Source organism: Agrobacterium sp. B1(2019) (genome assembly GCF_008274755.1).
GTDB classification, from domain to species: Bacteria; Pseudomonadota; Alphaproteobacteria; order Rhizobiales; family Rhizobiaceae; genus Agrobacterium; species Agrobacterium salinitolerans.
Genome location: NZ_VTPB01000001.1, coordinates 788,788 through 809,868 on the forward strand (window position 1 = coordinate 788,788; position 21,081 = coordinate 809,868).

Genomic DNA, 21,081 nt, shown 5'->3' on the forward strand with positions numbered 1-21,081 from the left:
GGGTCATCACGTTCTCGGCTTCCCGGGCACGACCTGACCTCCTGCCACGGCGGCACAGTCTCAGCTCCGCAGAGTTCGAACTATTTCCCCAAGCAATACCTCCAGGCTCTGTCGAAAATCCACTTGGGTGGGATAGCGCAAGCGTCATTCGTTCTCGGTCAGCTCACTTATCCCGATTTTGCAAGTCGCGTTTCAATGTGAAAACTGTTCCACACGGGCGTAAATTGCACAGGTCGAAATCGCTGGAAATATATCCGGGGACATGCAATTGCTGGTGCCGAAAAGGTCGATTCAACTACTCGATGAAGAGCCGTTAGAATGAGCGATTTCAAAAAGATCGATTTTGGTGAAATCAGTGCGGAGGCCGAAAGAGAGCGTAATCCTCTGCTTATTGAGTCCGGCTTCATCGATCTCAATTCGGCTGAACAGGAAGCTATCGAAGGCAGAAAATTCCTGTTCCTAGGCTATAAGGGGTCAGGAAAGTCCAGCATCGGCGAGCGCATCGACCTATCCCAGTCAGGTCGCTACGACCGGTTCGTCAAGAAGATTTCGCTGGCAGATTTCCCATTCACTCCGTTCTCCAAGATCATTAAGGGCGATATCGAGCCAGAGGCCAAATACCCAGCCGCTTGGTCGTGGATTCTGTTGATCTACATGATCGAGTCGTTCGCAACCGACGCCGCCGCAACGCATGCGAACGTGCAGGAGTTCGAGAACACGTTGAAGGCTTTTAAAGAACTGGGCGTTTCTCCAGCGGCTTCACCGGCTGCGATTGTCATGACCAGCGCAAAAAAGACTTTCTCGGTGAAAGTGCCGTTCGATCTGCTTCAATATGATCACGAAGATGGGCAGCCCAAAAATCCGGACAGCATCTTTAATTTCGTAGACAGCCTCAAAAAGATGGCTTTAGGCGTAAAATCACCCAACAAGCATTTTCTGGTTATTGACGGTCTGGATGAAATCCTGACTTCGAAATCGGTGCAGTACAAGTCTCTATACGCATTGATGTACGAAGCTTCGGTTTTGAACGCGCTATTCCACGGTAACAACGTCCCATTCAAAATTGTCATCCTATGCAGGACCGACCTTTTCGATAAGACGCCAGGTCCGAACAAGAATAAAATCCGGCAGCCGTATGCGGTAGACCTGGATTGGTATCACGATGTGAACGACCCTGACAATTCTATGCTTATCAGAGGTGCTGGTCTGCGTGGAAAGAACAGCCTCGGCCGAGACGTGGATATTTTTACAGAGTTTCTGCCGCGATTTGTCTATGACACGCCGACGAAGCAGTATTTCCTCGATATGACGAGGCATACGCCGCGAGATTTCTTCCAGCTTCTCTCTTACGTGCAGAAGTTTCATAAAGCCGGTGTGATGACGGATGGTGAGGTTAAATCCGGTCTTCGTGATTACTCAATAAAATACTTCTTTCCTGAAATACACGACGAACTGAGTGGATACGCGGAGGTCGGGGAAATCAACGCGATATTCACCGCAATCGCGGCGGTCGGAAAGAGGGATTTCTCATATGCAGAGTTGGAGGCGGCTTGGTTGGAAGCCTGCGACGGGCAACCGAATTCAGCGACCCTACTTACGATCTGCAATGCCATGTTTGACTGCAGCGCATTTGGAAACATCGAGCAGAAAAAGACTACCCACTACGCTTATAAATATCGGAACCGGCTATCGACTTTCAGCAAAGCCAAAAAGATTATGCTTCATCGAGGCCTCTGGAAGGCTATGAATATACAATAACGGCAAATGCTCCAAGATGACGACACCCGCCGAATATCTGGAGTGGTCCGAGACCCTCGGATGCAAAGAGCAGGATTTTGCCGACAATGCTGCCTTCGTTGGCTGCATCGCTAGCAAAAAGACTCATTTCGCAGCCGAATCCGCTCAGGCTTGAGCCGCAGCTGATCATCAGCAGATAATGGAAAATACCGGTATCGCCGCAATCGTGCTGACCGTCATTGTTGTGACCTAAAGCGGCGGCCGATATGGAGGCTGATCGAAAGCCTATTCGTTAGCCTCGGCTGCGAGGACGATCACGACCAATCCGCAGCCGCGACCGGCAGAGCTGCCAGGATGACAGCCCCAATTACAATGGCGAGTCCGATCCACTTCATGCCGCAGCTCGTCGAATGATCTCGGCTATCGGCGTGACCCCGTACGGTGGATCAGGAGGCTCGTCAGTTGGCGGCGACCAGCCCAGCTGCTCTAAATCGGTCCCGCATCGAACGGGTGGCTGACGACGTTGCAAGCGGCAACGAGGACCTCGTCGTCAAGGGCGTCGTCAGCCCATTCGGGGTTATCTTTATTCCTCGCAATCCACTCGAAAACGTCGTCGGTCAAGCTTGAAAAATGTGAGATCGCCCATAACTCAATCTTACTTAATCCCTCGTTCCAGGGAGCACGAACGATAGGCTCAGCGCATGCCAGATCGTGAAACGGGAACGAAGAACCCATCTGCCGATCCCACAGAGATGGCCCAAGCTCGCGTTTAAGATCGTCCATAGACTTTGCGCCACGCTGGCAGATATCGGCTTTAGCATCGTGTCCCGGCAGCTCGATGCCGAGCGCGGCGGAAACGGTCGACAGGATATCGTCGATGTCGTCGGCAGGGACGATCTCTTCGAGAGCCATGATCTCATCACACGCTGCCTGGATTGCCTGGCGCTCGGCGGCATTGGCGCGGTGCTTTGCGGCAACCGCTGCCATCTGGGCATTGCGGATGGACTTCACGTCGAAACGGGCGACAGCTTTTTCGATCACGTTGATCTGAGCAATGCGGAATACTGCGACAGCCTTAGCCTGTTCAGCAGCAGCGATCTGGTTGTAAAATGCCTGCGCAGCCTTACGAAGGGTGCCGGACTTACCCCAGCTGATGAGGTGCTCATATCGAGTTAGCCAGCGCAGCTCAGCACCTTCGATCTTGCGGATATCTTCGGTTGTTACTTCCTTCATTTCGGACGTTCCCTCTTAGGATTTTTGTCTTGATTGAAATGGTTGGGTCAAAATGATCATGGCGCAAATAGATTCGACATCCGCCGACGAGAATCTTGGCGACGCACCGCCGGGTTGTGTAATGTCGACCCAATAGACGGCTGGGGGGGGCATGAATTTCGTGAATTTCACTATTGGGGGCGCAGCGGCGGCCCCACAAACGTGGCTGTCGACGATCCTACCTGGCCTGACAGTAGCCCTGGTTGCCGGTATCGTTCTTTTCGGACTGAACTGGCTCAGGGAGTATCTGACCACCCACTGGAAAAAGAAGAACGAGGCCGAGGTCCTGGCGTTCATCTTGGTCACTGAGTTCGACCGCCTGATCGCTGCTTGTTCCGAAGTCGTTGACGATCCATTGCACCAGGACAGCCATGGGGTTTGGGAGACGACTGTCAAAACTCCTTGGATCGAGTGGCCAGATAACTGGAGCTGGGGCTCGTTTCCGAAAAAGCTTCAGTACCGCATTCGCTCGATCCCCAACAAAATCTACCTTGCGAACCGTCATGTTAGCAGCCTGTGGGAATATGGTGACGGCCCACCGGACTACGACGACGCGTTCGAAGAACGGATATTCCGCTACAGTTGGATAGGCCTAGAGGCGGTATTGATCAACGATATCCTCGCCAAGGAATACGGGGTCCCGCTGCTCGATAGAGGTGACTGGGACCCGGAAGAGCGTTTTAAACGCGAGATCGAAAAGATCACCAAACGGCGCGATGAGGAGAAGGCGAACCCGTGGCCTCAGCCTCACTGGATGCTGCCGAAGGTCCCTATTGAGGAATTGACGGAACGCCACAAAAAGCTGGCAGTCGAACTGGAAGCAGCCCAAAAACGGCAGGCGGAGCTATGAGAGATAAGATCAAGAGTTTCATCCCGGTTGCCGCTGGCCTGTTCACCGTCTGGATTTCCAACGGCCTGCTAGAGGCGTTCCACGATAATCCACGAGAAGCTGAATAAGGTTTGCTACAAAACCGATCCGACAGGCCACTATGGCGACTGCAATTTCGACAGAAGTTTGCTATTCTTCACTTGGCTGCTAGCCGAGGTCGGCGTAGGCGTGCTGACGCACTATTTCGTCTGTTTCGGCCGGTCGACGATGTATTCGGCTGGGAGTTGATTGCGGTATTTTCTGGCCAGTCTCGCAGCCATCGGACGTAGGATCGAAGATATGATGACACGCTATGTTGGCCACATCGCCAGATTCGCCTGGAAACTGAATCCGATGCGAAAACCCTCTGCCGTTGGCGATTGTAGCGTGATCCTCACCTTGTCAGGCCAGCCACTGCACGGCCCTATGAGCCCGTACCAACGCCGCCAGGTCGTCACAACGTGACAGCTTTCACACGAGATTCAAAACTCGAATAATTCGTTTCTGTTTTATGGAGTAATGGGGGGAGTGCTCTTCAAGCGGCTTCGTCATCGTAGTCCTCATCGGCATAGGCATATGGTTGATCGTCGGGCTCCTCAATCAGGTGGATATCAGGCGCATCATCCCAATCGAGAGGGTCCGCGCCATAGGGCGCAGGTCCTATTAGGAAGCGCCTACGGTCGCCCTCAGTGGCGTCCGGATGTCTCTGAATCATCTGCAGGTAATAGATACGATTGGCGACCCTGCGCTGCGCTGCGGCCTCCACAGTAGCCCGATCAAGGACCCTGTTAACAGCCTTAGCGTCGTCTATAGACTTCCTAACCAGTCCCTGCACCGCCATACCTTCCAAGGTCGCAGCAACGAGCTGCCCTTCCTTGGTGCCAGTATCCAGAGACGCCTCGATATACCGGCTCAAAGCCGCTGACAGTGCAGTGTCGACGGCATCCGTCTCCTGCTCGCCTTTTTCTGCTAGTCGAGCACGATACTCGATCATGCGATGACGCTGCGCTTCGCAATTTCCTGAAATTGGTCTCGGCATTTCTGTCTCCATGTGTCACTACGTGAATTATGTCGTCACTACGTGCGGCGCTGAGATGAGCGTAAGCAACGTCTATGCAAGAAACCCACAGTTTCCCGTCGGACAATTCGAAATAACCGGCAAAACAGGTATGTTAATTTGTTTTAGTTTATTTTAACCTGGGTTAAGCACGCCGGAAAACGGCAAACATCAAGCAAATCAATGTCTTTGACAATGTTGAAATTATGGAAATTTACTGCCGGTGACGCAAACAGGAGCATTTGATGAACGAGATATTGGATGTCCGTTGGGAAGATCAGGAAATCGAACCGATCTCCGGCGGCGGTACTGACAAGCTCCTGGACCTCGGCAGCAGCATTCCCGTGGAAGGTGCTTGGTTGGTTTCTACCCTGGACGAACTGGTCGCATTCGGTGAGTACAAGGGCGTCACCATGACTGCGGTAGAAGCCATTCTGCTGGTCGCTGATAAGATCGAACAGAACGGCGTTGCCCCTGAAGGCCAGAAAGCTGTTGCCGACCTGCTGAGGTATCTGAGCCAGTTTGCACTGCATCGTCCGATCCCGATGAGCTGAGACGATAATGACAACCTGAGTCAGCACGCCTATCATTAACAGCTGACTATTTCGGCTTCTATAGGTACCGGCCTTACGTATTAGATGCCTGATCCATGTATTAGGTAGCGGCCCTGTAACGGAATCGGACTTCACCAGTTCTCGGATCACCGACCAGGCTATGTCTGTTGCCTCTCAATAAGCCAGCCAGTGAAGTTGAGCCAGAGGCTAGATACTCATTCGTAGACCGCGTCGAAACGTGATAATCATCTGAGCATGAATAATAATGTAAGACAAGAGTTTGGGGCTAAGGCCTAGATACTCATTCGTAAACCGCGTCGAAACGTGATAATCATTATCGAAGGTTACTGGCTTCTTTGAGAGCCTTATGCATCTGACCATACGATACCTGGTACTTCACTGCCAGTTCGTGGATCGACATCCCATCTTTGATGCGCAGGTACGCAGCTTCTCGACCGATACGTAGTCTTTCAGCTCTCTGCTCATCACGATCCTTACCGCCAGCTCTAATCCGAGACTTCTTCTTCCGGACGCGTTTGCGGTCGGCCTGAATGTCTTTAGTTACCAGGACGCGCAGATCGGCACCGATCATTTCATCACGGGTGATCCCAAGCCACTCGACGATAGTGGCTGCTCTAAACATGTAGCGTGGATCGACCTTCTTCTTACCGAAATTTACAGTCTTCTTCTCAAGCGCCATCCGTGCACGCTTCACCGCCGCTGAGCAGGACGACCTCATCTCCCGTTCGTTGAAGCCGGTTGCCTCCATCAGCAACCCTTCAACCTCTCTTTCGATGGCCTCGGGCGTCGTCAGCCAGCTGACTGCGCATGCCGCTAGGAATACCCACACATTCCGCTGGCCCTTTGGTATAGCCCCTGTAGACCAGCGATGAGCCTTCAACAGTTGCAGGTCCGTGAGGATCGTCTCGTAATAGCTTTCCTTTGTAAGGACACGGGCGGGTTTAGGACCGCATTCCTGATCGCCCTGAGCAGCCTTCCGGGCAGCTTTATCAGCTCGCTTCTTTGCCCTCTCGACACGTAGGCTTTTGATCTCGGCTTGGGTAAACGGGAGGACTTCCTCGGCAATAGTATCGAATGAATGCCTGGTCGGGTTGGAAACCGAGCCCTGACACCAGATCATCCTCACCTGTCTGCCGCTTTTCGAATTCGTTGACCCGCAAAGTCGGAAAAGCCGGGCAGCATCGACTGCATTACGGTCAGAACCGAATTCCGTCAGCATGCCACCAATGTGGCGTTGCACTGCCATCCATCGTGGTAGCGCTTGCCGGGGCAGCAAATCGTGAAGCCAGATACAGAGCATGCCTTGGCCGGTGGAGATTATGCAAGAAGGGAACGGAATCCGCAGATCGTCCATCCGTTCCAGAACTGCCTGCTCGACCATCTCTATCGGTTTATCAAACCAGTCCGGTGCCTTTTTCTTATCGTGATAATCTATGTCGCAATGTACGGCTCCTAGAGAAACAAGGTTGGCAACGCATCGATGCCCCTTGAACGTCTGCTGACTGATGAACAGATCGACAGCAGACCCCGAAGCAAGTGCCGTCTTAGCGGCCGAAGGACCTTTGGTTGCTAAGACTGACCATTCGTCCCAACCGCCCTCGGTCGGAGTTGCGAAGGAGAACACCCCGACACGATGGGAGGGGTGAAGAACTGTAACGTGAGCAACAGCGTCAAACTCGGTATAATCGAAAGATTTATCTGTTAAATATAACTTGTGAAGGGCTCCGCCAATGGCCATAATAACAACATCCTTGATAGACCGGCGGTAGGGATTGCAGTCCCCATGATCCGTCGGTCTTTTCATGTTTGCTGTCGGCTATTACGACATCAAGACGCCGAGAAATGTTGACTCTACAATTCCGTTGACGAGCCGTTAACTTTACTAATCCTTCTGAGGAAAAATTTATTTTCAGGAGTCGGTACCACTTGCGGTACCCATTAGGTACCGCTACATTCTGATCAACGCCAACCGCTCACTGGAGCAATTCAATGAAGGCCTTCACGATCAATCTATGACGCAACCGCGTTGTCCATCCGTTCGCACACGGGTGGCTGGGATTTATCGTGTCTGGAAAGGACCTTCAGGTGGCGTTCACCCAGCAATATTTCACGGCCGACCAGCATTTCGGGCACGCTCGCATGCTCGAATTCAGGCCCTTCGTATCCACCGATGAGATGGATCGTTTAATCATAGAAGCACACAACAGCGTCGTGAAGGATCACGATATCGTCTGGATGTTAGGCGATTTTTCAGCGCACCAAGACAGCCGTACCGCCCAGATTTTCAGTCAGCTCCGTGGTCGTAAAAGGCTGATCCTGGGTAATCACGACCTGGACCATTCCGGCAACGTACGCAAAGGCATTGCTGCCCTGGCATGGGATCAACCTCCGACACACTATGCCGAGTGCAAAATCAACGGCGAGCGCATCATCTTGCATCATTACGCCATGCGCACTTGGTCGGCATCGGTGCATGGGTCCTGGCACTTTTATGGCCATAGCCACGGTCGCCTCCCGGCTTATGGGCGGTCGCGTGACTGCGGTGTCGATTGCTATGACATCAGTTATGCGCCTCAGACATTTCAGGCACTGACGGCCTTGATGAGGGATGCGGAGGTCGTATCGTGAAGAGGGAAATCGTCGACCAATTGATGGCGGATTTTCCGTTTTACGCCGACCTCAAGCTGCTAGCATTGCCGGACGGCTGGACCGACATCGTGAGCGATCTGCTCCATGATCTCTACGATCTCCAAAAGCTTTCTCCTGGCTTTATGGAGTGTGATCTGCCCATTCAAATAGTCGCCATCACCTGGCACCTCTACCCCTCAACGGGATACGTCCTCTATGCGCGTCCTCTGGCACATCATCGCCACTGGACTGGAGAAATGGCGCTGCGGCTGGTGCAGATCGTCAGTCGCTTCAATGACTCCTCCCGACACACTTGCGAAGTGTGCGGTGACCAGTCTGTCGGCACCCTGAAGTACCAGGATCACCGTCGCCAAGAGCTGTTGTGCCAGCAGCACATGGACGAAAGGAAGTGGTCGTGAGCCCGGATCAGATCAATTTCCTCAAAGATACCTATCCGCGTTTTTGGCATGAGGTGCTGCTCCAGGTGCCAGCGGGTCACTGGAATCTTGTCGCAAGCCTCTTTCATCAGTGCTACCTGATCGCCGCTGATCAAGGTGATACGTCGCCTTGGGTCACCCTTCATTTTGAGCGGCTGGACGATGGGCTTTTCCGCGCATACGCCGCGCCCCTGGTCGATTTCGAGAAATGGACGGATGGTAACTCTCTCGCAGTAATAATCGCTCTCCAGTTTTTCAACGAGAGACAAAAAATCATCTGCGAAGTCTGTGGGCTGCCGGGTGGTCGATATTGCATCTCGCCGGAATTTTGCAGTCGCAAAAAGGAGAAGTGGCATGGCGATTGATGGTCTCCGCGCACGTCAGCGCCAAGCTCTGGAAAAGGCCGGACACCGCACCCTGTGGCTGGCACTCTCTGAATCCATGTCGATGCAGCAGGATAACTTCCATCGCCTGGAGGCACTGCATAGCCGGTATTGCCACGGCACTGTCGCAACTCTGCCCGATGGCTGGACTTATATTGTCGGTCTATTCCTGGGAATGATAGACGATCTCGGTGACCTTGCCGACGCTGTGTCTCTGCGCTTCGAGCGTTGCCCGGACGGCGCAAGGGCGTTTGCGTTTCCAGAAATGTCGCGGTGGCATCCGCACCAGATGAATAGCCTACGCATCGCACAGCGTGGACTGTTGCACGCTTCTCGCGAAACCTGTGAGGCCTGCGGAAAGGACAATGCTGTCCCTATGTCCGTCGGCGATGGTAGCTTCTTCTTGTGCCAGGAACATCAAGCATCGGTCCAGGAGAAGCTGGACAAGCTGACCGAGGATATGGACGAACGCGCGCAATTCCGTGAACAGGTTTCCGACATTCTGCCTCCGACGACCGCGCTCCTCTTGCCTATGACCGACTACAACACGCGGATCATGCGCAAGGCACTGCTGGATATTAAAGCAATTGCCGAAGCCCAAGCTCTGACGGGACATGTGATCGTGACCAAAGTCATTGAATCTGACGGCCAACTTTTTTTGAACGTCCGGTGCGGGCCTCAGGTCGATCCTGCAACGCAATTTGAGATCGCCGACATCGTCAAACATGCGGAGTGGGAGAGCGATCAATCTGAAATCGGGGAAGGAGAACGGCGATGACGCATGACGAAGAAATGACGCGGAAGGTCGCTATCCTGGAAGCCGCTCGCAGGCGCATTGAAGCCGCCCGCGCTACCGTGCACCCTCACGATGATGTTTTCGCTGAATTCAGGCCCGGATTCTTTGCCGACAAGGACGTCGGATGGATCGAAACATTTCATGCGATCCAACGCGAGCACAAAGGTAATATCGACGCTTGGGCGAGAGCCTTTCTTGATTTTCATCCCGTCGGGGATCAGCGCACGGTAGAGGCTGTTCGAGCATGGGCCGATCAACTTCCGTGGCCGGATGATCGGGCTGGCATCGAGCAGGCACGTATGAGCGTCCGGATCGCGATAGCAATGAGGATGGCATATTCGACAGTTGATGAGATCAAGCGCGACGCCATACGCAACGAGATCGAAATGGTAATGAATGGAGAGCAGTTATGATCGCTAACGACAACCGGATCGACGGTCGTACCGTCGATTACACGCGCACCTTAGAGTTCCTGGCTCACCATTTAATGGCACCGGGTTGTAGGGTTGTGCTCGATGAACAGCAGTTCGAGGTCCTCAAAGCCTATCTGACCCACATTGAAACTGTTGGCGACGATACCAATTTTCAACTTGAAATTTGCGTCGATTATCGGGACTCCGAAAACACTGGCGGATACAGCGTCAGCTGGGACAACGATGGCACAGCATATCAAGACGACCTTATCGACGCGATCATGGTTGATATGGTCCAAAATCTGGGCTTTGTGGCGGGCTCGATCTTTCGCGAAGGCCACATCACCAACCTCGAAGATATCGATGCCAGGATCGCTGACATCCGCACTAGGGTAGCCGCGAAACACAATATCTGACTTTGATAGCTAAGCCGTTTTCAGTTCAACTGCTTCACCCAAGATGCGGGTTTCCTGAGGGTTTCCGGCACCTCTTTGCCGTCCAGTATCAGCCGCATCATCTCTATCTGTCGGATTTCCTCGACAGGATCGGGCTCCGGCTTTTCAACATCGTATGCGATCAGCATCTCGTAAAAGGTGCCGACGTAGTCGATCCCGAGACCGGTCATCACATCGTCGCGGTCGACGTCAGGACTCGCATAATAGCGCTCGATCCAATCGATAATGATCTCGTCGCCATACCGGTCCCGAATAGCTTGGATGTCAGCTTTGTAGTCGTCGCGGACCCGGTCCGGATGGAAATCCGACATAGGACAAAATTCCTTTTACGGCCGACGAGAATGGACCGCACACTGATCAAAAAGATTGGTGTGAGACTACCATGGGACGGCTGACAGAGACAGAAAAATGGACAAATGAGGAAACGCAGAAGCTAATTGATCTGGCTAAAGCCGGACACACGGCATCTGAGATTTGCAAGGAGCTTGGCAGGACCTACGGCGCTATTGCTACCAAAGCGACCCGCATCAAGCTCCAGTACAGAAACGCCAAGTCACCTCCAGACTTCGACCCATCAAAGCAAAAGGACATGCCTTGCATGACGTGCCGGTCGCCAATGATTTCGGAGTGGATTGGCAATCGGATTTGCGAGGAGTGTAAAGATAGTAACGCCTTTCGTGAGATCGCGAGTTCAGCAGTAGGCGGCAGCACAGGTGGACGCCGAACGCCCGTCAGTGGCGCACCTTGATCTATACAAGTTTCCAGGACCATGTATAGCTCAAGCGATTTCAATAAGTTCAGCAATCCCGATGATTCAGAACCAGAAGTGCTGAAAGATTATCCAGCCTTGTAGGCACCCTGCAGACAGCTGATGCATATCCGCTGTTTAGCCGACAGCGACGGATCAGGCTCGTCGCAGCTAAAACATAACTGCTTATCTCGCCGTTTGCCCGTTTCAACATCAGCATTGTCAACAACGAGTACAGGCCTCGCAGTTACCTTCTGCGCGTCGGCAATACCCTTGGCCTGATACTCCGCCCGTTTGACAGGATCGGTCAGGCCTTCGCAGTACATGCGGTAGCCTTCCATAAGATAGTCCTGCCACTCTTTCAGCAGGATTTCCTTGACATCCAGAGCTTGGCTGCGGTCGTAGATCAAAGATGCCGTGCCTTCTTTACCTTCGTTCGCATGCGTGATGATTTCGATATCTTTGAAAGCCAGACGACGACCATCGATGACGAAGCGATGCATCTGATTGCCCATGCGTGTGATAAATGCGTATCGGAGATCATGAGATGACGGGGGATTGGGGTGTCCATGGAAAACCCCACCTTCTTCGCGCATCCTTTCAATGGCAGCCGACAGGGTGCGCTTGTTCACGTGACCCTGAACAGGGTCACCATCCTCACCCGATTTTTTTGACACTGGAAAGAGATAGACATTTCCATAGTCTTTATACCGGTCGAGGGTCTCGTATACCCGTGCCGCAGCTTCTTCAGTCAGTGGTATCAGTCGCCAGTGTCCGACTTTATCTTTCAGTCGCCACACCAGGCCGTAGTGAGGGTTTTTCTGGAAACTTGAACGGATGGCAGCACAAGCCGTAAAGCGACGCTGTCCGTGGCTTAGCTGGAGCCAGAGAGCCGATTTAATAATTGGGTTCCCAATCTGCTCCAGACCATAGATGTATGCACCCAGATCATACTGGGTCATGGCGGCAGATGCTGCTCCGGAATTTGCTTCAAGAGTGTTATTCGGGGGCCGGTCCTGGGTGTTCTCTAACTTTTCGGCGACATTGGATTTTAGTCCATAAATTTCCGGGTGCATTTTAAAGTGTTTGAAGGCGGATGAGAGCGGCGGTGGAAAAGTCGGCCACGGTAGCGGCGGAATAGTCCGTCCGCGGGCGGAGTAAAATCCGGCCACCTATTTCCTTTCTGCAATGATCGCAGGAGGGACAGGGGATCTACACCGTGGAACTTTATTTGAGGGTTCGCCTGGCTGTTTCCGAAGGGATGACGCAGCGTCAGGCAGCAAAGCATTTCAACGTATCGCGCGACAGCGTGGCCAAGATGCTGTCGTATTCGACACCGCCCGGCTATCAGCGACGTTCGCCGATCCGGCGTCCGAAGCTGGATGCATTCGTTTCGACGATCGAGCAGTGGCTGGAAGCTGACATGGTGATGCCGCGCAAGCAGCGGCATACTGCCAAACGGGTGTTCGACCGGCTTCGTGACGAGTGCGGCTTCACCGGCGGCTACACGATCATCAAGGATTATATGCGCGAGCGGGATCAACGCCGCCAGGAGGTGTTTGTGCCGCTGTCGCATCCACCGGGCCATGCGCAGGCCGATTTCGGCGAGGCGACGGTGGTGATCGGCGGCGTCGAGCAGAAAGCTCGCTTCTTTGTGCTGGATCTTCCTCAGAGCGACGGATGTTATGTGCGTGCCTATCCGGCGGCAGTGGCCGAAGCCTGGGTGGATGGTCATGTCCACGCCTTTGCGTTCTTCGGGGCCGTGCCGCAGTCGATCGTCTATGACAACGACCGTTGCCTTGTCGCAAAGATCCTGCCCGACGGCACACGCAAGCGGGCAGCGCTGTTCAGCGGCTTCCTGTCCCACTACCTGATCCGGGATCGCTATGGGCGGCCGGGAAAGGGCAACGACAAGGGGAATGTCGAGGGTCTTGTCGGATATGCCCGACGCAACTTCATGGTGCCGATCCCGCGGTTTGCGACATGGGATGCGTTCAATGCTTTTCTGGAAGAGCAGTGCCGCAAACGCCAGCGCGACAAGCTGCGGGGCGAGAGCGAGACGATTGGCGAACGGCTGCAGCGCGATCTTGCGGCCATGCGTCCCTTGCCGGCGTCGCCGTTTGATGCCTGCGACCAGGCCAGCGCTGTTGTGACAGCCCAGTCGCTGGTGCGCTACAAGACGAACGACTATTCCGTACCGGTCGCCTACGGCCATCAGGACGTCTGGGTCCGGGGCTATGTCGATCAGGTGGTGATCGGCTGCCGCGGCGAGATCATCGCGCGTCATCCGCGATGCTGGGAACGGGAAGACGTCGTCTTCGATCCCGTCCATTACCTGCCGCTGATCGAGCGGAAGATCAATTCTCTGGATCAGGCGGCTCCATTGCAGGGCTGGGATCTGCCAGACGAGTTCGCGACGCTGCGCCGGCTGATGGAAGGCCGCATGGCCAAACATGGGCGGCGAGAATACGTGCAGGTTCTGCGCCTGCTGGAAAGCTTCGACCTTGCCGATCTACATGCAGCGGTGAAGCAGGCGATACAGCTCGGCGCGATCGGCTTCGATGCGGTCAAGCATCTGATCCTGTGCCGGGTCGAGCGCCGGCCGCCGCGGTTGGATCTGGCGATCTATCCCTACCTGCCGACGGCGACTGTCGAGAAGACGTCAGCAAAGGCGTATATGCGCCTCCTGTCATCTGATGCGGGAGAAGCGGCATGAGCAGCGACGCGCCAGAGATCCTGCTTGGCCACTATCTCAAAACCCTCAAGCTGCCGACCTTCCAGCGCGAGCACCAGAAGCTGGCCCGGCTATGCGCCACCGAAGGCGTCGATCATGTCGGCTACCTGTTCCGGCTTGCTGAACGGGAGATGATCGAGCGGGACCGCCGCAAGGTCGAACGTCGGATCAAGGCGGCCAAGTTCCCGGTCGTCAAAAGCCTCGACAGCTTCGACTTCACAGCCATCCCCAAGCTGAACAAGATGCAGGTGCTAGAGCTTTCCCGTTGCGAATGGATCGAGCGCCGCGAGAACGTCATTGCGCTGGGCCCGAGCGGCACGGGAAAGACGCATGTCGCACTCGGTCTCGGCCTGGCCGCCTGCCAGAAGGGCCTGTCCGTCGGCTTCACCACGGCGGCGGCCCTGGTCAGCGAGATGATGGAGGCGCGTGACGAGCGGCGTCTGCTCCGGTTCCAGAAGCAGATGGCCGCCTACAAGCTGCTGATCATCGATGAGCTGGGATTTGTGCCACTATCAAAGACCGGGGCGGAATTGCTGTTCGAGCTGATCTCGCAACGCTACGAGCGTGGTGCCACCCTGATCACCAGCAATCTGCCTTTCGACGAATGGACGGAAACACTGGGGTCCGAACGTCTCACCGGCGCACTGCTCGATCGCATCACCCACCACGTCAACATCCTCGAGATGAACGGCGAAAGCTATCGTCTCGCTCAAAGTCGCGCCCGAAAGGCCTGCTAAAACTCCCCTCAAAAAATCGCCGCGCCGGCCTAAGACCCCCGCTCGGGCTACGCCCTCCCGGCCGTCTCAGGCCGGCGCCATAGTGGCCGACTTTTGCTCCGCCCCATGGCCGGTTTTTACTCCGCCGTTGACAGGCGGATCGAAGTGCCGCCACAGTCAGGTTTGCAGCTCGGAGACCGTACTCATTGCCGATTACGACTTCCTTCTTTGCCTTTTTTGCAGCCGCGATCTTCTCCTCAACCCGCTGCTTGCAACGAGCGACAATGTTATTTCGGATCGTGTCCAGGTCGCCTTCGACGATATTTACCAGTGCCTTACCGGCTATTGGTGCGAAGTCGTTAGCCAAAGCCGAATTTTTCACCGCTCCCAGAGCTGACCGATATCCTTCCCATGTTGCGTGACGACGGTTCTTGAAACACCAGGCGAGATACTGATCGCGAGCAATTTCCCAAGTCATGATCTGAGGGTCGACACGACCATGCCACGCCATGGCTACCGACAGGTCTTTGTGCTCGCGGAACATTGCGAAGAATTGGTCAGGCTTTCCGCCACTCGCTACGATTGTGCGGGCAAAGTCGACGGCTTCACGCAGTGTTGGAATTCGGTCGGCGGTATTGAAGTCTTCGAAGTCTGCGATCCGCGCATTACAGTCGCGGGTACGCATGTGCCAGCTAGCCTTTTTCACTCCCACAGTGATCGTGAGCCCCTGACAAATGGTGTCTCTCCATACCGCCTGGGTCGGTTTTCCACGCGAATAAAGATTGTTGATTTTTCGGATTGTGTTTCCGTCGAAAAACTCGTTCGACATGCGTAACTGCCTGCATTTTCTAGCCTCGTTAACAAAATGGTGAGTCGAAAAAACAGAGTTGTAAAGGGACCCTCTGACAGAATCTTTTCACTGAGGCGTCGAAAATGGGCGTGATCGATTTTGAAAATATCGGTCACGAGGCAGAAAGTTTGGTAGGTTTGGAAAATGCTGATCCAGTCAACAAAATTGGCAAGTTTTTGATTTTCCAAATTTGTTGACGAGATTTGAAAAAATCAGGTGAAACCCCCATTCACAACTCTTGATTTGTAATCAGGGGGTCGCGGGTTCGAACCCTGCCGGGGGCACCAGTAAAATCAATCCCTTAATCTTGAAATCTATTTGCTTGAATGCGCCGCGTGACGGGCGGGCTTTACGTCTGTCGTTGATGGTGCTTGAACCTTGATGAAACTGAAATTCGCCGCTTCCCTCCTGCCAGTCCCGGGGGGGGGCTTTCGCTTCAGGAAACCGGTCCTTCCCACTATAAGGCGAGATCGGCAGGGGCGGGGCGTCCGCCAGAGTTGTAACGCCTGAAGGTTTAAGCATATTGTTCGGCGGATAAGTTGAGCAACAGCGGGCGCTTTCAATGGATGCATATGGTCATTTGCGGATATTGGTAAGCCTCATCCTCGGTCTGGCCATTACCAGGGTGTTGTCCGGCCTTTCCAGAAGGCTGCAGGAGCCGCAGAAAACCGACCGTATGCATGCGCAGATCGTATGGTCGATTGCCCTTCTTCTTGGAGCTGTCCATTTCTGGTGGTGGGAGTTTGCCCTGCGGCTCATCCACAACTGGAATTTCTGGATTTACATCTTTGTTCTGGTCTACACGTCGCTTTTCTTTTTGATGTCGACGCTGCTTTATCCCGATCACATTCAGGAATTGTCCGAACGGGAAAGTTTTTTCGTGCGCAGGCGACATGCGTTCTTTGCCCTGTTTGCGGCCTCGTTCGTCTTCGATCTGGTAGACACCTACATCAAGGGCAGGGAACACTTCGAACAGCTTGGGCCATGGTATCTGGCAAGGATAGTCGGCGGTCTGCTTGTCGCGATTGTGGCGATGAGAACCGATAGCAGCCGCAAAATCATGTGGCTCGGTGTTATCTGGCTCTTCTTTAACGCCCTCTGGATAACGGCGATCTACAGCGACCTGTTCTAGTTCTTTCAGCGGCAGAATAACCGGATCGCGAGCCAGTGCGGCGAGTGGAATGCGCAAGCGCACAATGCGGGGTGGCGGTTTCGATGATCGCCTACGGCTTTATGTGATAGAGCTTGTGCACGATAAACCAGTTGCCGTCGCGTTCCAGCAGGGAGAGATATTCGTAAAAATCCGTACCGTCGAAACGGGTCGTCAGCTTCACAGAAGCGCTGTCGCCTTCCTTGTCGATGCCCATGATTTCAAAAGCGGGATCTTGATCGGGCAGGCCGCGTTCGCTTTTGCGCAACTGGTCGACAAAATCCTCCAGGGACAACCATTCGATTTCGCCTTCGAAGGTTCCGACGATGCTGGCGCGCGGGTCGAAAACGTCGCGCATCAGGCTCTCATCCGCATAGGCCATGGCATGGACATAGTCCGTGACGGTCTGGGTAATCGTTTGCGGCATCGGATCGTCCTCCCTTCCAATCCAAAAGCCAAGCTTACACCCGTTGGCGTCTTTCCACCATAACCCCCTGAAAACGCGCCTGTTACGCTTCTGCCCATGGTGTTTTTCGGCCGGTTGCGGCAGGCGCGGTGCGGAACCGTGCGGCATGTTTTGCGCCGCTTTCCACAATTTTGTCCCGCCTGTCATTATAGTCGCCTTGGGTCCGACAAATTTCGGCATCAAGGGCTTTTTCGCCCGCTGCGATGCGGCGCGCCGCGAGGCTTTGTGTGGGCTTTGCCGGTTTAACCGCAGGGGCGGGGTGCCGCGCCGGGGAGAATTGGCCTATGATCCGCCCGCGTGCCAGACGGTAGCGGTGTTGGGCATGCGGGTAACAGTTTGCGTTTGAAGGTGTTTTTGTGATTGATCCCTATGTTTTGCTTGGCGTGGAGCGCGATGCCGACGAGGCGGCGATCAAGTCGGCCTACCGCAAGGTGGCCAAAGCCGCGCATCCCGATAGCGGCGGCGATGCCGAGCAATTCGCGCGCCTGCAGACGGCCTATGAGCTGCTGAAGGATCCGGTGCGCCGTAAGGTATTCGACGATACCGGCTACGATCCGCAGCTTGCCGACGCCAAGGACCTCAAGGGCCTGCTGATGCTGGAAACGCTGGTGAACGAATTCATTCTGGATGAACGCGAACCCGGCAGTTTCGACCCCGTGGCCGCCATGCGCCGCAAGCTCACCGACGATATTCTGAAAAGCCGTTTCCATATTCTCGAGCTGGAACGGCACCGCACCCGGGTTCGCAAACATATGGACCGTCTCGGCCGCAAGCCGGAAACCGATGTGCTGAGTTCCATGCTGCGCGCCCGCAGCCAGTCCATCGCCGAAGCCATCCGCAATGCCGAAACCCAGATCGAGGCGATCGAGCAGGCCTATACGATGCTGGAGGGTTATTCCTACGAGTTGGAGACCGTGACGCTGGCCGAGCCCCTGCTGAAAGGCGAGGCGGCGGAATAGGCGGCGGCCATTCAGGGGCCGTTGACGAGGGCGAGGATGAGCTGGTGGACCCGCCCGCCGGGAGAAAGCTCGTCCCGGTCGAAATCGCGGCCGCGCTGGCGCTGCTCGTTGGAAAGCTCACCCAGACGCTGTTGCAGAACGGCGCGCACCTTCTGGCATTTGGCGTCGTTCTCCGCCCTCAGCCCGGTGCTGAAGGCTTCGATCTTTTTCACCATGTCGAGAATATGGTCACCATGGACGCGTTCATGGGTTTCCACGCCGGAAATGAAAGTCCTCCAGCTGGCGGCGACGGCGGGCGGCAGGTTGGCGGGCGCTTTCGGCCAAGTGTAGATGATGGTGAGATTGGGCCTTGCGGTGGCCAGCACGCAGGCGCCATCCGGCTGCGGGCGATAATCCCGCCGCCATGTGAGCTTGAAGGTGGTGTGGGCAATCGCCTGCACACCGGCGGTCGGGCCGCGTTCGCCAATCGATTGATAAAGCGCACCGCCGGTATTGCCGCTGATGGCATAAGTTTTTATCTGCTCGGCCGGTTTCCAGTCGGCCGCCTGCGCTGAAAGCGGCAGGGCGCTGAGCGTGATGGCGGTGCTGATGGCAAAGGAAAAGAGGCTATTGGCGGACACGCAGCGATCCTTGGTGATTTGCGCGTCGAAGATAGGCGAGAGGCGCGCCGTCAGGCAAGTGCCCTCCGGCGGGGAGCGCGGGTTTTCCGATAGCTTGCCACATATGAAAACCCCCGCGACAGGGCGCGGGGGACAAGCTTGCGGACTGCAGGGGTAATCAGTCGTCCAGCTTGTCGTAATCGAGCTTCGGGGCGTTCTGAAGCGATTCCTTGGTGGTATCGACATAGGCCTTCCAGGTGCCGTTGTCGTTGTGGACCGCGACGGAAGCCGGGTCGAGTACCACATAGCTCTTGTCGATGCCGAGGAAGCCGCCGACGCTGGCCACAAGGCCGATCACCGACTTGCCGTCGCCGATGACGACATCCTCGATTTCGCCGATGTTTTCGTTCTGCGCGTTATAGATGTCCATGCCATCGAGCTGGGAGGCGGTAAGGTCGGTCTTCTGGACATTGACGAACTTCAGCGGGGCGCTGGCCTTGGTGCCCATGGTGATACCGGGGCCGGACAAAGCGGCGTCCGCGCCGGCAGCAGGAGCAGTCGTGGCCGTCTGGGCAAAAGCCACGGAAGAGGAGAGCGCTGCTGCCGCAGCGAGAGCGATGACATTGATTTTCATGATGTTTCTTCCCTTTGTATGCTGAACGTTGCGTTCGGGGAGGAAACGTTGGGGGGCGGATTTTGTTCCTCATGGGAGGACAGGAAAATTTCGTCTATGCTGAAAGCCGGAACAGAGGCGCAGCAGGTCGGGAGTGGCCTCGCGGCGAAATAAGGAGGGCATCATGGCAAAAAAGGTTACGGAAAAAAACGCGGTGGAGATCGCGGCCTCCGACCTCATTGACCGAAAAATTGCGGAACTGGCCGACTGGCGCGGCGATATACTCTCACGCATCCGTGCGGTGATCCTGAAGGCTGATCCGGAGGTGATTGAGGAAGTGAAATGGCGCGGCGTGCCGGTCTGGTCACATGCCGGAATCCTCTGCACGGGTGAAACTTACAAGAGCGCCGTGAAGATGACATTTATGAAGGGCGCTTCGCTTGAAGACCCGGCGAGCCTGTTCAATTCCAGCCTGGAAGGCAATACGCGGCGGGCGATTGATTTTCACGACGGGGATGTCGTGAATGAGGAGGCGTTGGCGGGGTTGATCCGGGCTGCGGTGGCGTTGAACCTTGCGGAAAAGAGCGGGAAGAAGCGGCCCGTGAGATGATCGATCCGTCTCGATGGCGCTTGCTTCTATGAGCTTGTTCGATATTGCCGAGATCACGCCAGCCGTTTTCGGGCGGCGTGCCGTCCGGCCGGTAGATGTTGACGGGAAGCGGCGCGTTGAGGGCGGCGCTGTGGAAGGTGGCGTCTTCGATCTGTCCGGAGAAGGCCGAACCGGAGGACATGAACAGACAGAAGGCCATAAGGTTTTTCGATACATATGGGTCTCCCGTCATCATTCCCGAAAACGATCAACGTTCCCGGGGGCCCTGATTTCATAATGTTGCGGCAATGTGGTTCGCGCAAGTTTGTGTGCGGCTTGGCGACTTCGACGCCGCAAACGTTGTTTGGCAAGCCCCTTTCACTGCGCTGCTTTTTTCAGGTTCCAATATGATGACATTGCAATTATCGCGTTTTGCCTGCCTGTCTGTTTTTCTCCTCTTCCTCGCCGGTTGCATGACCGTACCGATTTCCAGCATTCCCAAGCTGATGCGGCAGGATTTTCTGACGATGGATTTCGAGCATGTGCGGGTCGGATTGCAACTGCCAGCCAATCTTTCCCTCCGGTCCGGTGATGCCGTGATGATCACCCGCAGCAAGACGGACGGCGCGACCGAGGAAACTGTTGAGACCTACGCGCTGGTAGCGGATACGGATGCGGCCGCGCTCGCGAAATTCCGGCCGGAAAAACGGGATGGTATGTTGGCGAGCGTATGGCGGGTTAAACCCGAAGACGTCGGAAGGCTCGCGGAGCTACAGGAGCGCGTGCGACGTTCCCGCGCTCAGGGTCCACGTATCAGGGGCAGTACCGCGATCAAGATCGTGAAAGCCTGCTTCAAAGGCACGTTTCCCGCCGGCCCGATCTATTCCTCGATCTATATGAAACCTGCGGAAAACGAAGACTATATTCCCACATCACTTGATGCGGATCTGGTCAAGCTGTTCGGGCCAACCGCGGTCAGGTCGCTGATCACGCCTTGTGAAGGCTGATAGGTGCCGCCGGCATGCGCAGACGGCGC

Annotated in this window: 24 protein-coding genes and 1 pseudogene; 15 read left to right on the forward strand and 10 right to left on the reverse strand. The window is 55.2% G+C overall.

The features are described 5' to 3' along the window. Nucleotides 1-318 precede the first annotated feature (318 nt). On the forward strand, nt 319-1,758 hold the full coding sequence (locus AGR1_RS03805) for a hypothetical protein (protein ID WP_149146244.1): 1,440 nt from the start codon (nt 319-321) through the stop codon (nt 1,756-1,758). Nucleotides 1,759-2,223: 465 nt separating this feature from the next. Here AGR1_RS03805 and AGR1_RS03810 read toward each other — a convergent pair whose 3' ends face one another. Then, a complete protein-coding gene (locus AGR1_RS03810; RefSeq protein ID WP_149146245.1) occupies nt 2,224-2,970 on the reverse strand; it encodes a hypothetical protein in 747 nt (248 codons plus the stop codon). A gap of 151 nt (nt 2,971-3,121) precedes the next feature. Between AGR1_RS03810 and AGR1_RS03815 the strand changes: the two genes are divergently transcribed. Next, nucleotides 3,122-3,859, forward strand: coding sequence for a hypothetical protein (locus AGR1_RS03815; protein WP_149146246.1), 738 nt, complete (start codon nt 3,122-3,124; stop codon nt 3,857-3,859). Between the two features lie 553 nt (nt 3,860-4,412). On the opposite strand, the gene AGR1_RS03820 is transcribed toward AGR1_RS03815, so the two are convergent. After that, entirely contained in the window at nt 4,413-4,916 is a 504-nt protein-coding gene (locus tag AGR1_RS03820) for a hypothetical protein (RefSeq protein ID WP_149146247.1), read from the reverse strand. Nucleotides 4,917-5,179: 263 nt separating this feature from the next. Between AGR1_RS03820 and AGR1_RS03825 the strand changes: the two genes are divergently transcribed. Next, a complete protein-coding gene (locus AGR1_RS03825; RefSeq protein WP_149146248.1) occupies nt 5,180-5,488 on the forward strand; it encodes a hypothetical protein in 309 nt (102 codons plus the stop codon). Nucleotides 5,489-5,822: 334 nt separating this feature from the next. On the opposite strand, the gene AGR1_RS03830 is transcribed toward AGR1_RS03825, so the two are convergent. Continuing rightward, a complete protein-coding gene (locus tag AGR1_RS03830) occupies nt 5,823-7,313 on the reverse strand; it encodes a hypothetical protein (RefSeq protein WP_149146249.1) in 1,491 nt (496 codons plus the stop codon). Between the two features lie 281 nt (nt 7,314-7,594). Here AGR1_RS03830 and AGR1_RS03835 point away from each other — a divergent pair, with 281 nt between their 5' ends. Genes AGR1_RS03835 through AGR1_RS03860 form a run of 6 tightly spaced genes read left to right on the forward strand, consistent with a single transcriptional unit; the run spans nt 7,595 to nt 10,582 of the window. Next, complete coding sequence (locus tag AGR1_RS03835) at nt 7,595-8,137, forward strand: metallophosphoesterase family protein (RefSeq protein ID WP_149146250.1); 543 nt, start codon at nt 7,595-7,597, stop codon at nt 8,135-8,137. Further along, nucleotides 8,134-8,556: a hypothetical protein gene (locus tag AGR1_RS03840; RefSeq protein ID WP_149146251.1), complete on the forward strand. Its 423-nt coding sequence runs from the start codon at nt 8,134-8,136 to the stop codon at nt 8,554-8,556. The genes AGR1_RS03835 and AGR1_RS03840 overlap by 4 nt, the downstream gene beginning before the upstream one ends. Next, nucleotides 8,553-8,939 carry a hypothetical protein gene (locus AGR1_RS03845; RefSeq protein ID WP_149146252.1) on the forward strand — a complete coding sequence of 129 codons (387 nt, stop codon included), beginning with the start codon at nt 8,553-8,555 and terminating at the stop codon, nt 8,937-8,939. Before AGR1_RS03840 ends, AGR1_RS03845 begins: the two co-directional genes overlap by 4 nt. Further along, nucleotides 8,929-9,735, forward strand: a complete 807-nt coding sequence (locus AGR1_RS03850) for a hypothetical protein (RefSeq protein ID WP_149146253.1) — start codon at nt 8,929-8,931, stop codon at nt 9,733-9,735. The genes AGR1_RS03845 and AGR1_RS03850 overlap by 11 nt, the downstream gene beginning before the upstream one ends. Further along, a complete protein-coding gene (locus AGR1_RS03855; protein WP_149146254.1) occupies nt 9,732-10,166 on the forward strand; it encodes a hypothetical protein in 435 nt (144 codons plus the stop codon). Before AGR1_RS03850 ends, AGR1_RS03855 begins: the two co-directional genes overlap by 4 nt. Then, nucleotides 10,163-10,582 carry a hypothetical protein gene (locus AGR1_RS03860; RefSeq protein ID WP_149146255.1) on the forward strand — a complete coding sequence of 140 codons (420 nt, stop codon included), beginning with the start codon at nt 10,163-10,165 and terminating at the stop codon, nt 10,580-10,582. Before AGR1_RS03855 ends, AGR1_RS03860 begins: the two co-directional genes overlap by 4 nt. A gap of 20 nt (nt 10,583-10,602) precedes the next feature. On the opposite strand, the gene AGR1_RS03865 is transcribed toward AGR1_RS03860, so the two are convergent. Continuing rightward, on the reverse strand, nt 10,603-10,932 hold the full coding sequence (locus AGR1_RS03865; protein ID WP_149146256.1) for a hypothetical protein: 330 nt from the start codon (nt 10,930-10,932) through the stop codon (nt 10,603-10,605). Between the two features lie 526 nt (nt 10,933-11,458). Continuing rightward, nucleotides 11,459-12,541: a tyrosine-type recombinase/integrase gene (locus AGR1_RS03875; protein ID WP_149146258.1), complete on the reverse strand. Its 1,083-nt coding sequence runs from the start codon at nt 12,539-12,541 to the stop codon at nt 11,459-11,461. 47 nt (nt 12,542-12,588) lie between these two features. On the opposite strand from AGR1_RS03875, the gene istA reads away from it, so the two are divergent. Both istA and istB read left to right on the forward strand, forming a co-directional pair. Then, complete coding sequence (gene istA, locus AGR1_RS03880) at nt 12,589-14,085, forward strand: IS21 family transposase (protein ID WP_149146259.1); 1,497 nt, start codon at nt 12,589-12,591, stop codon at nt 14,083-14,085. Next, nucleotides 14,082-14,840, forward strand: coding sequence for an IS21-like element helper ATPase IstB (gene istB / locus AGR1_RS03885; protein WP_035226016.1), 759 nt, complete (start codon nt 14,082-14,084; stop codon nt 14,838-14,840). Before istA ends, istB begins: the two co-directional genes overlap by 4 nt. Here the strand turns inward: istB and AGR1_RS03890 are convergent. After that, the gene (locus AGR1_RS03890; protein ID WP_149146260.1) at nt 14,773-15,648 is read right to left on the reverse strand and encodes a hypothetical protein; all 876 of its coding nucleotides are present in this window, start codon (nt 15,646-15,648) and stop codon (nt 14,773-14,775) included. The two genes, istB and AGR1_RS03890, sit on opposite strands and share 68 nt — an antisense overlap. A 583-nt stretch (nt 15,649-16,231) precedes the next feature. On the opposite strand from AGR1_RS03890, the gene AGR1_RS03895 reads away from it, so the two are divergent. Then, on the forward strand, nt 16,232-16,801 hold the full coding sequence (locus AGR1_RS03895) for a hypothetical protein (protein WP_149146261.1): 570 nt from the start codon (nt 16,232-16,234) through the stop codon (nt 16,799-16,801). Nucleotides 16,802-16,892: 91 nt separating this feature from the next. On the opposite strand, the gene AGR1_RS03900 is transcribed toward AGR1_RS03895, so the two are convergent. Beyond that, nucleotides 16,893-17,246 (reverse strand): nuclear transport factor 2 family protein, encoded by a 354-nt coding sequence (locus AGR1_RS03900; RefSeq protein ID WP_149146262.1) that lies wholly within the window; start codon nt 17,244-17,246, stop codon nt 16,893-16,895. A 395-nt stretch (nt 17,247-17,641) separates the two neighbouring features. On the opposite strand from AGR1_RS03900, the gene AGR1_RS03905 reads away from it, so the two are divergent. Continuing rightward, the gene (locus tag AGR1_RS03905; protein WP_149146263.1) at nt 17,642-18,244 is read left to right on the forward strand and encodes a J domain-containing protein; all 603 of its coding nucleotides are present in this window, start codon (nt 17,642-17,644) and stop codon (nt 18,242-18,244) included. A gap of 11 nt (nt 18,245-18,255) precedes the next feature. On the opposite strand, the gene AGR1_RS03910 is transcribed toward AGR1_RS03905, so the two are convergent. Beyond that, entirely contained in the window at nt 18,256-18,864 is a 609-nt protein-coding gene (locus tag AGR1_RS03910) for a DUF922 domain-containing Zn-dependent protease (protein ID WP_080790385.1), read from the reverse strand. Between the two features lie 157 nt (nt 18,865-19,021). After that, entirely contained in the window at nt 19,022-19,477 is a 456-nt protein-coding gene (locus AGR1_RS03915) for a PRC-barrel domain-containing protein (protein WP_077981745.1), read from the reverse strand. A gap of 163 nt (nt 19,478-19,640) precedes the next feature. Here AGR1_RS03915 and AGR1_RS03920 point away from each other — a divergent pair, with 163 nt between their 5' ends. Further along, on the forward strand, nt 19,641-20,066 hold the full coding sequence (locus AGR1_RS03920; RefSeq protein ID WP_149146264.1) for a DUF1801 domain-containing protein: 426 nt from the start codon (nt 19,641-19,643) through the stop codon (nt 20,064-20,066). 61 nt (nt 20,067-20,127) lie between these two features. On the opposite strand, the pseudogene AGR1_RS29845 reads toward AGR1_RS03920, so the two are convergent. Next, a pseudogene (locus AGR1_RS29845) lies at nt 20,128-20,265 on the reverse strand (esterase family protein); the annotation flags it as partial. Between the two features lie 88 nt (nt 20,266-20,353). On the opposite strand from AGR1_RS29845, the gene AGR1_RS03930 reads away from it, so the two are divergent. Further along, the gene (locus AGR1_RS03930) at nt 20,354-21,052 is read left to right on the forward strand and encodes a hypothetical protein (RefSeq protein WP_246669626.1); all 699 of its coding nucleotides are present in this window, start codon (nt 20,354-20,356) and stop codon (nt 21,050-21,052) included. Nucleotides 21,053-21,081 lie beyond the last annotated feature (29 nt).

What these genes read in the sequence shown, in the direction of transcription:
- AGR1_RS03805 (WP_149146244.1), top strand. Translation starts at nt 319, where the DNA reads ATGAGCGATTTCAAAAAGATCGATTTTGGTGAAATCAGTGCGGAGGCC.
- AGR1_RS03810 (WP_149146245.1), bottom strand. Translation starts at nt 2,970, where the DNA reads ATGAAGGAAGTAACAACCGAAGATATCCGCAAGATCGAAGGTGCTGAG.
- AGR1_RS03815 (WP_149146246.1), top strand. Translation starts at nt 3,122, where the DNA reads ATGAATTTCGTGAATTTCACTATTGGGGGCGCAGCGGCGGCCCCACAA.
- AGR1_RS03820 (WP_149146247.1), bottom strand. Translation starts at nt 4,916, where the DNA reads ATGCCGAGACCAATTTCAGGAAATTGCGAAGCGCAGCGTCATCGCATG.
- AGR1_RS03825 (WP_149146248.1), top strand. Translation starts at nt 5,180, where the DNA reads ATGAACGAGATATTGGATGTCCGTTGGGAAGATCAGGAAATCGAACCG.
- AGR1_RS03830 (WP_149146249.1), bottom strand. Translation starts at nt 7,313, where the DNA reads ATGAAAAGACCGACGGATCATGGGGACTGCAATCCCTACCGCCGGTCT.
- AGR1_RS03850 (WP_149146253.1), top strand. Translation starts at nt 8,929, where the DNA reads ATGGCGATTGATGGTCTCCGCGCACGTCAGCGCCAAGCTCTGGAAAAG.
- AGR1_RS03855 (WP_149146254.1), top strand. Translation starts at nt 9,732, where the DNA reads ATGACGCATGACGAAGAAATGACGCGGAAGGTCGCTATCCTGGAAGCC.
- AGR1_RS03860 (WP_149146255.1), top strand. Translation starts at nt 10,163, where the DNA reads ATGATCGCTAACGACAACCGGATCGACGGTCGTACCGTCGATTACACG.
- AGR1_RS03865 (WP_149146256.1), bottom strand. Translation starts at nt 10,932, where the DNA reads ATGTCGGATTTCCATCCGGACCGGGTCCGCGACGACTACAAAGCTGAC.
- istB (WP_035226016.1), top strand. Translation starts at nt 14,082, where the DNA reads ATGAGCAGCGACGCGCCAGAGATCCTGCTTGGCCACTATCTCAAAACC.
- AGR1_RS03890 (WP_149146260.1), bottom strand. Translation starts at nt 15,648, where the DNA reads ATGTCGAACGAGTTTTTCGACGGAAACACAATCCGAAAAATCAACAAT.
- AGR1_RS03895 (WP_149146261.1), top strand. Translation starts at nt 16,232, where the DNA reads ATGGATGCATATGGTCATTTGCGGATATTGGTAAGCCTCATCCTCGGT.
- AGR1_RS03900 (WP_149146262.1), bottom strand. Translation starts at nt 17,246, where the DNA reads ATGCCGCAAACGATTACCCAGACCGTCACGGACTATGTCCATGCCATG.
- AGR1_RS03915 (WP_077981745.1), bottom strand. Translation starts at nt 19,477, where the DNA reads ATGAAAATCAATGTCATCGCTCTCGCTGCGGCAGCAGCGCTCTCCTCT.
- AGR1_RS03920 (WP_149146264.1), top strand. Translation starts at nt 19,641, where the DNA reads ATGGCAAAAAAGGTTACGGAAAAAAACGCGGTGGAGATCGCGGCCTCC.
- AGR1_RS03930 (WP_246669626.1), top strand. Translation starts at nt 20,354, where the DNA reads ATGTGGTTCGCGCAAGTTTGTGTGCGGCTTGGCGACTTCGACGCCGCA.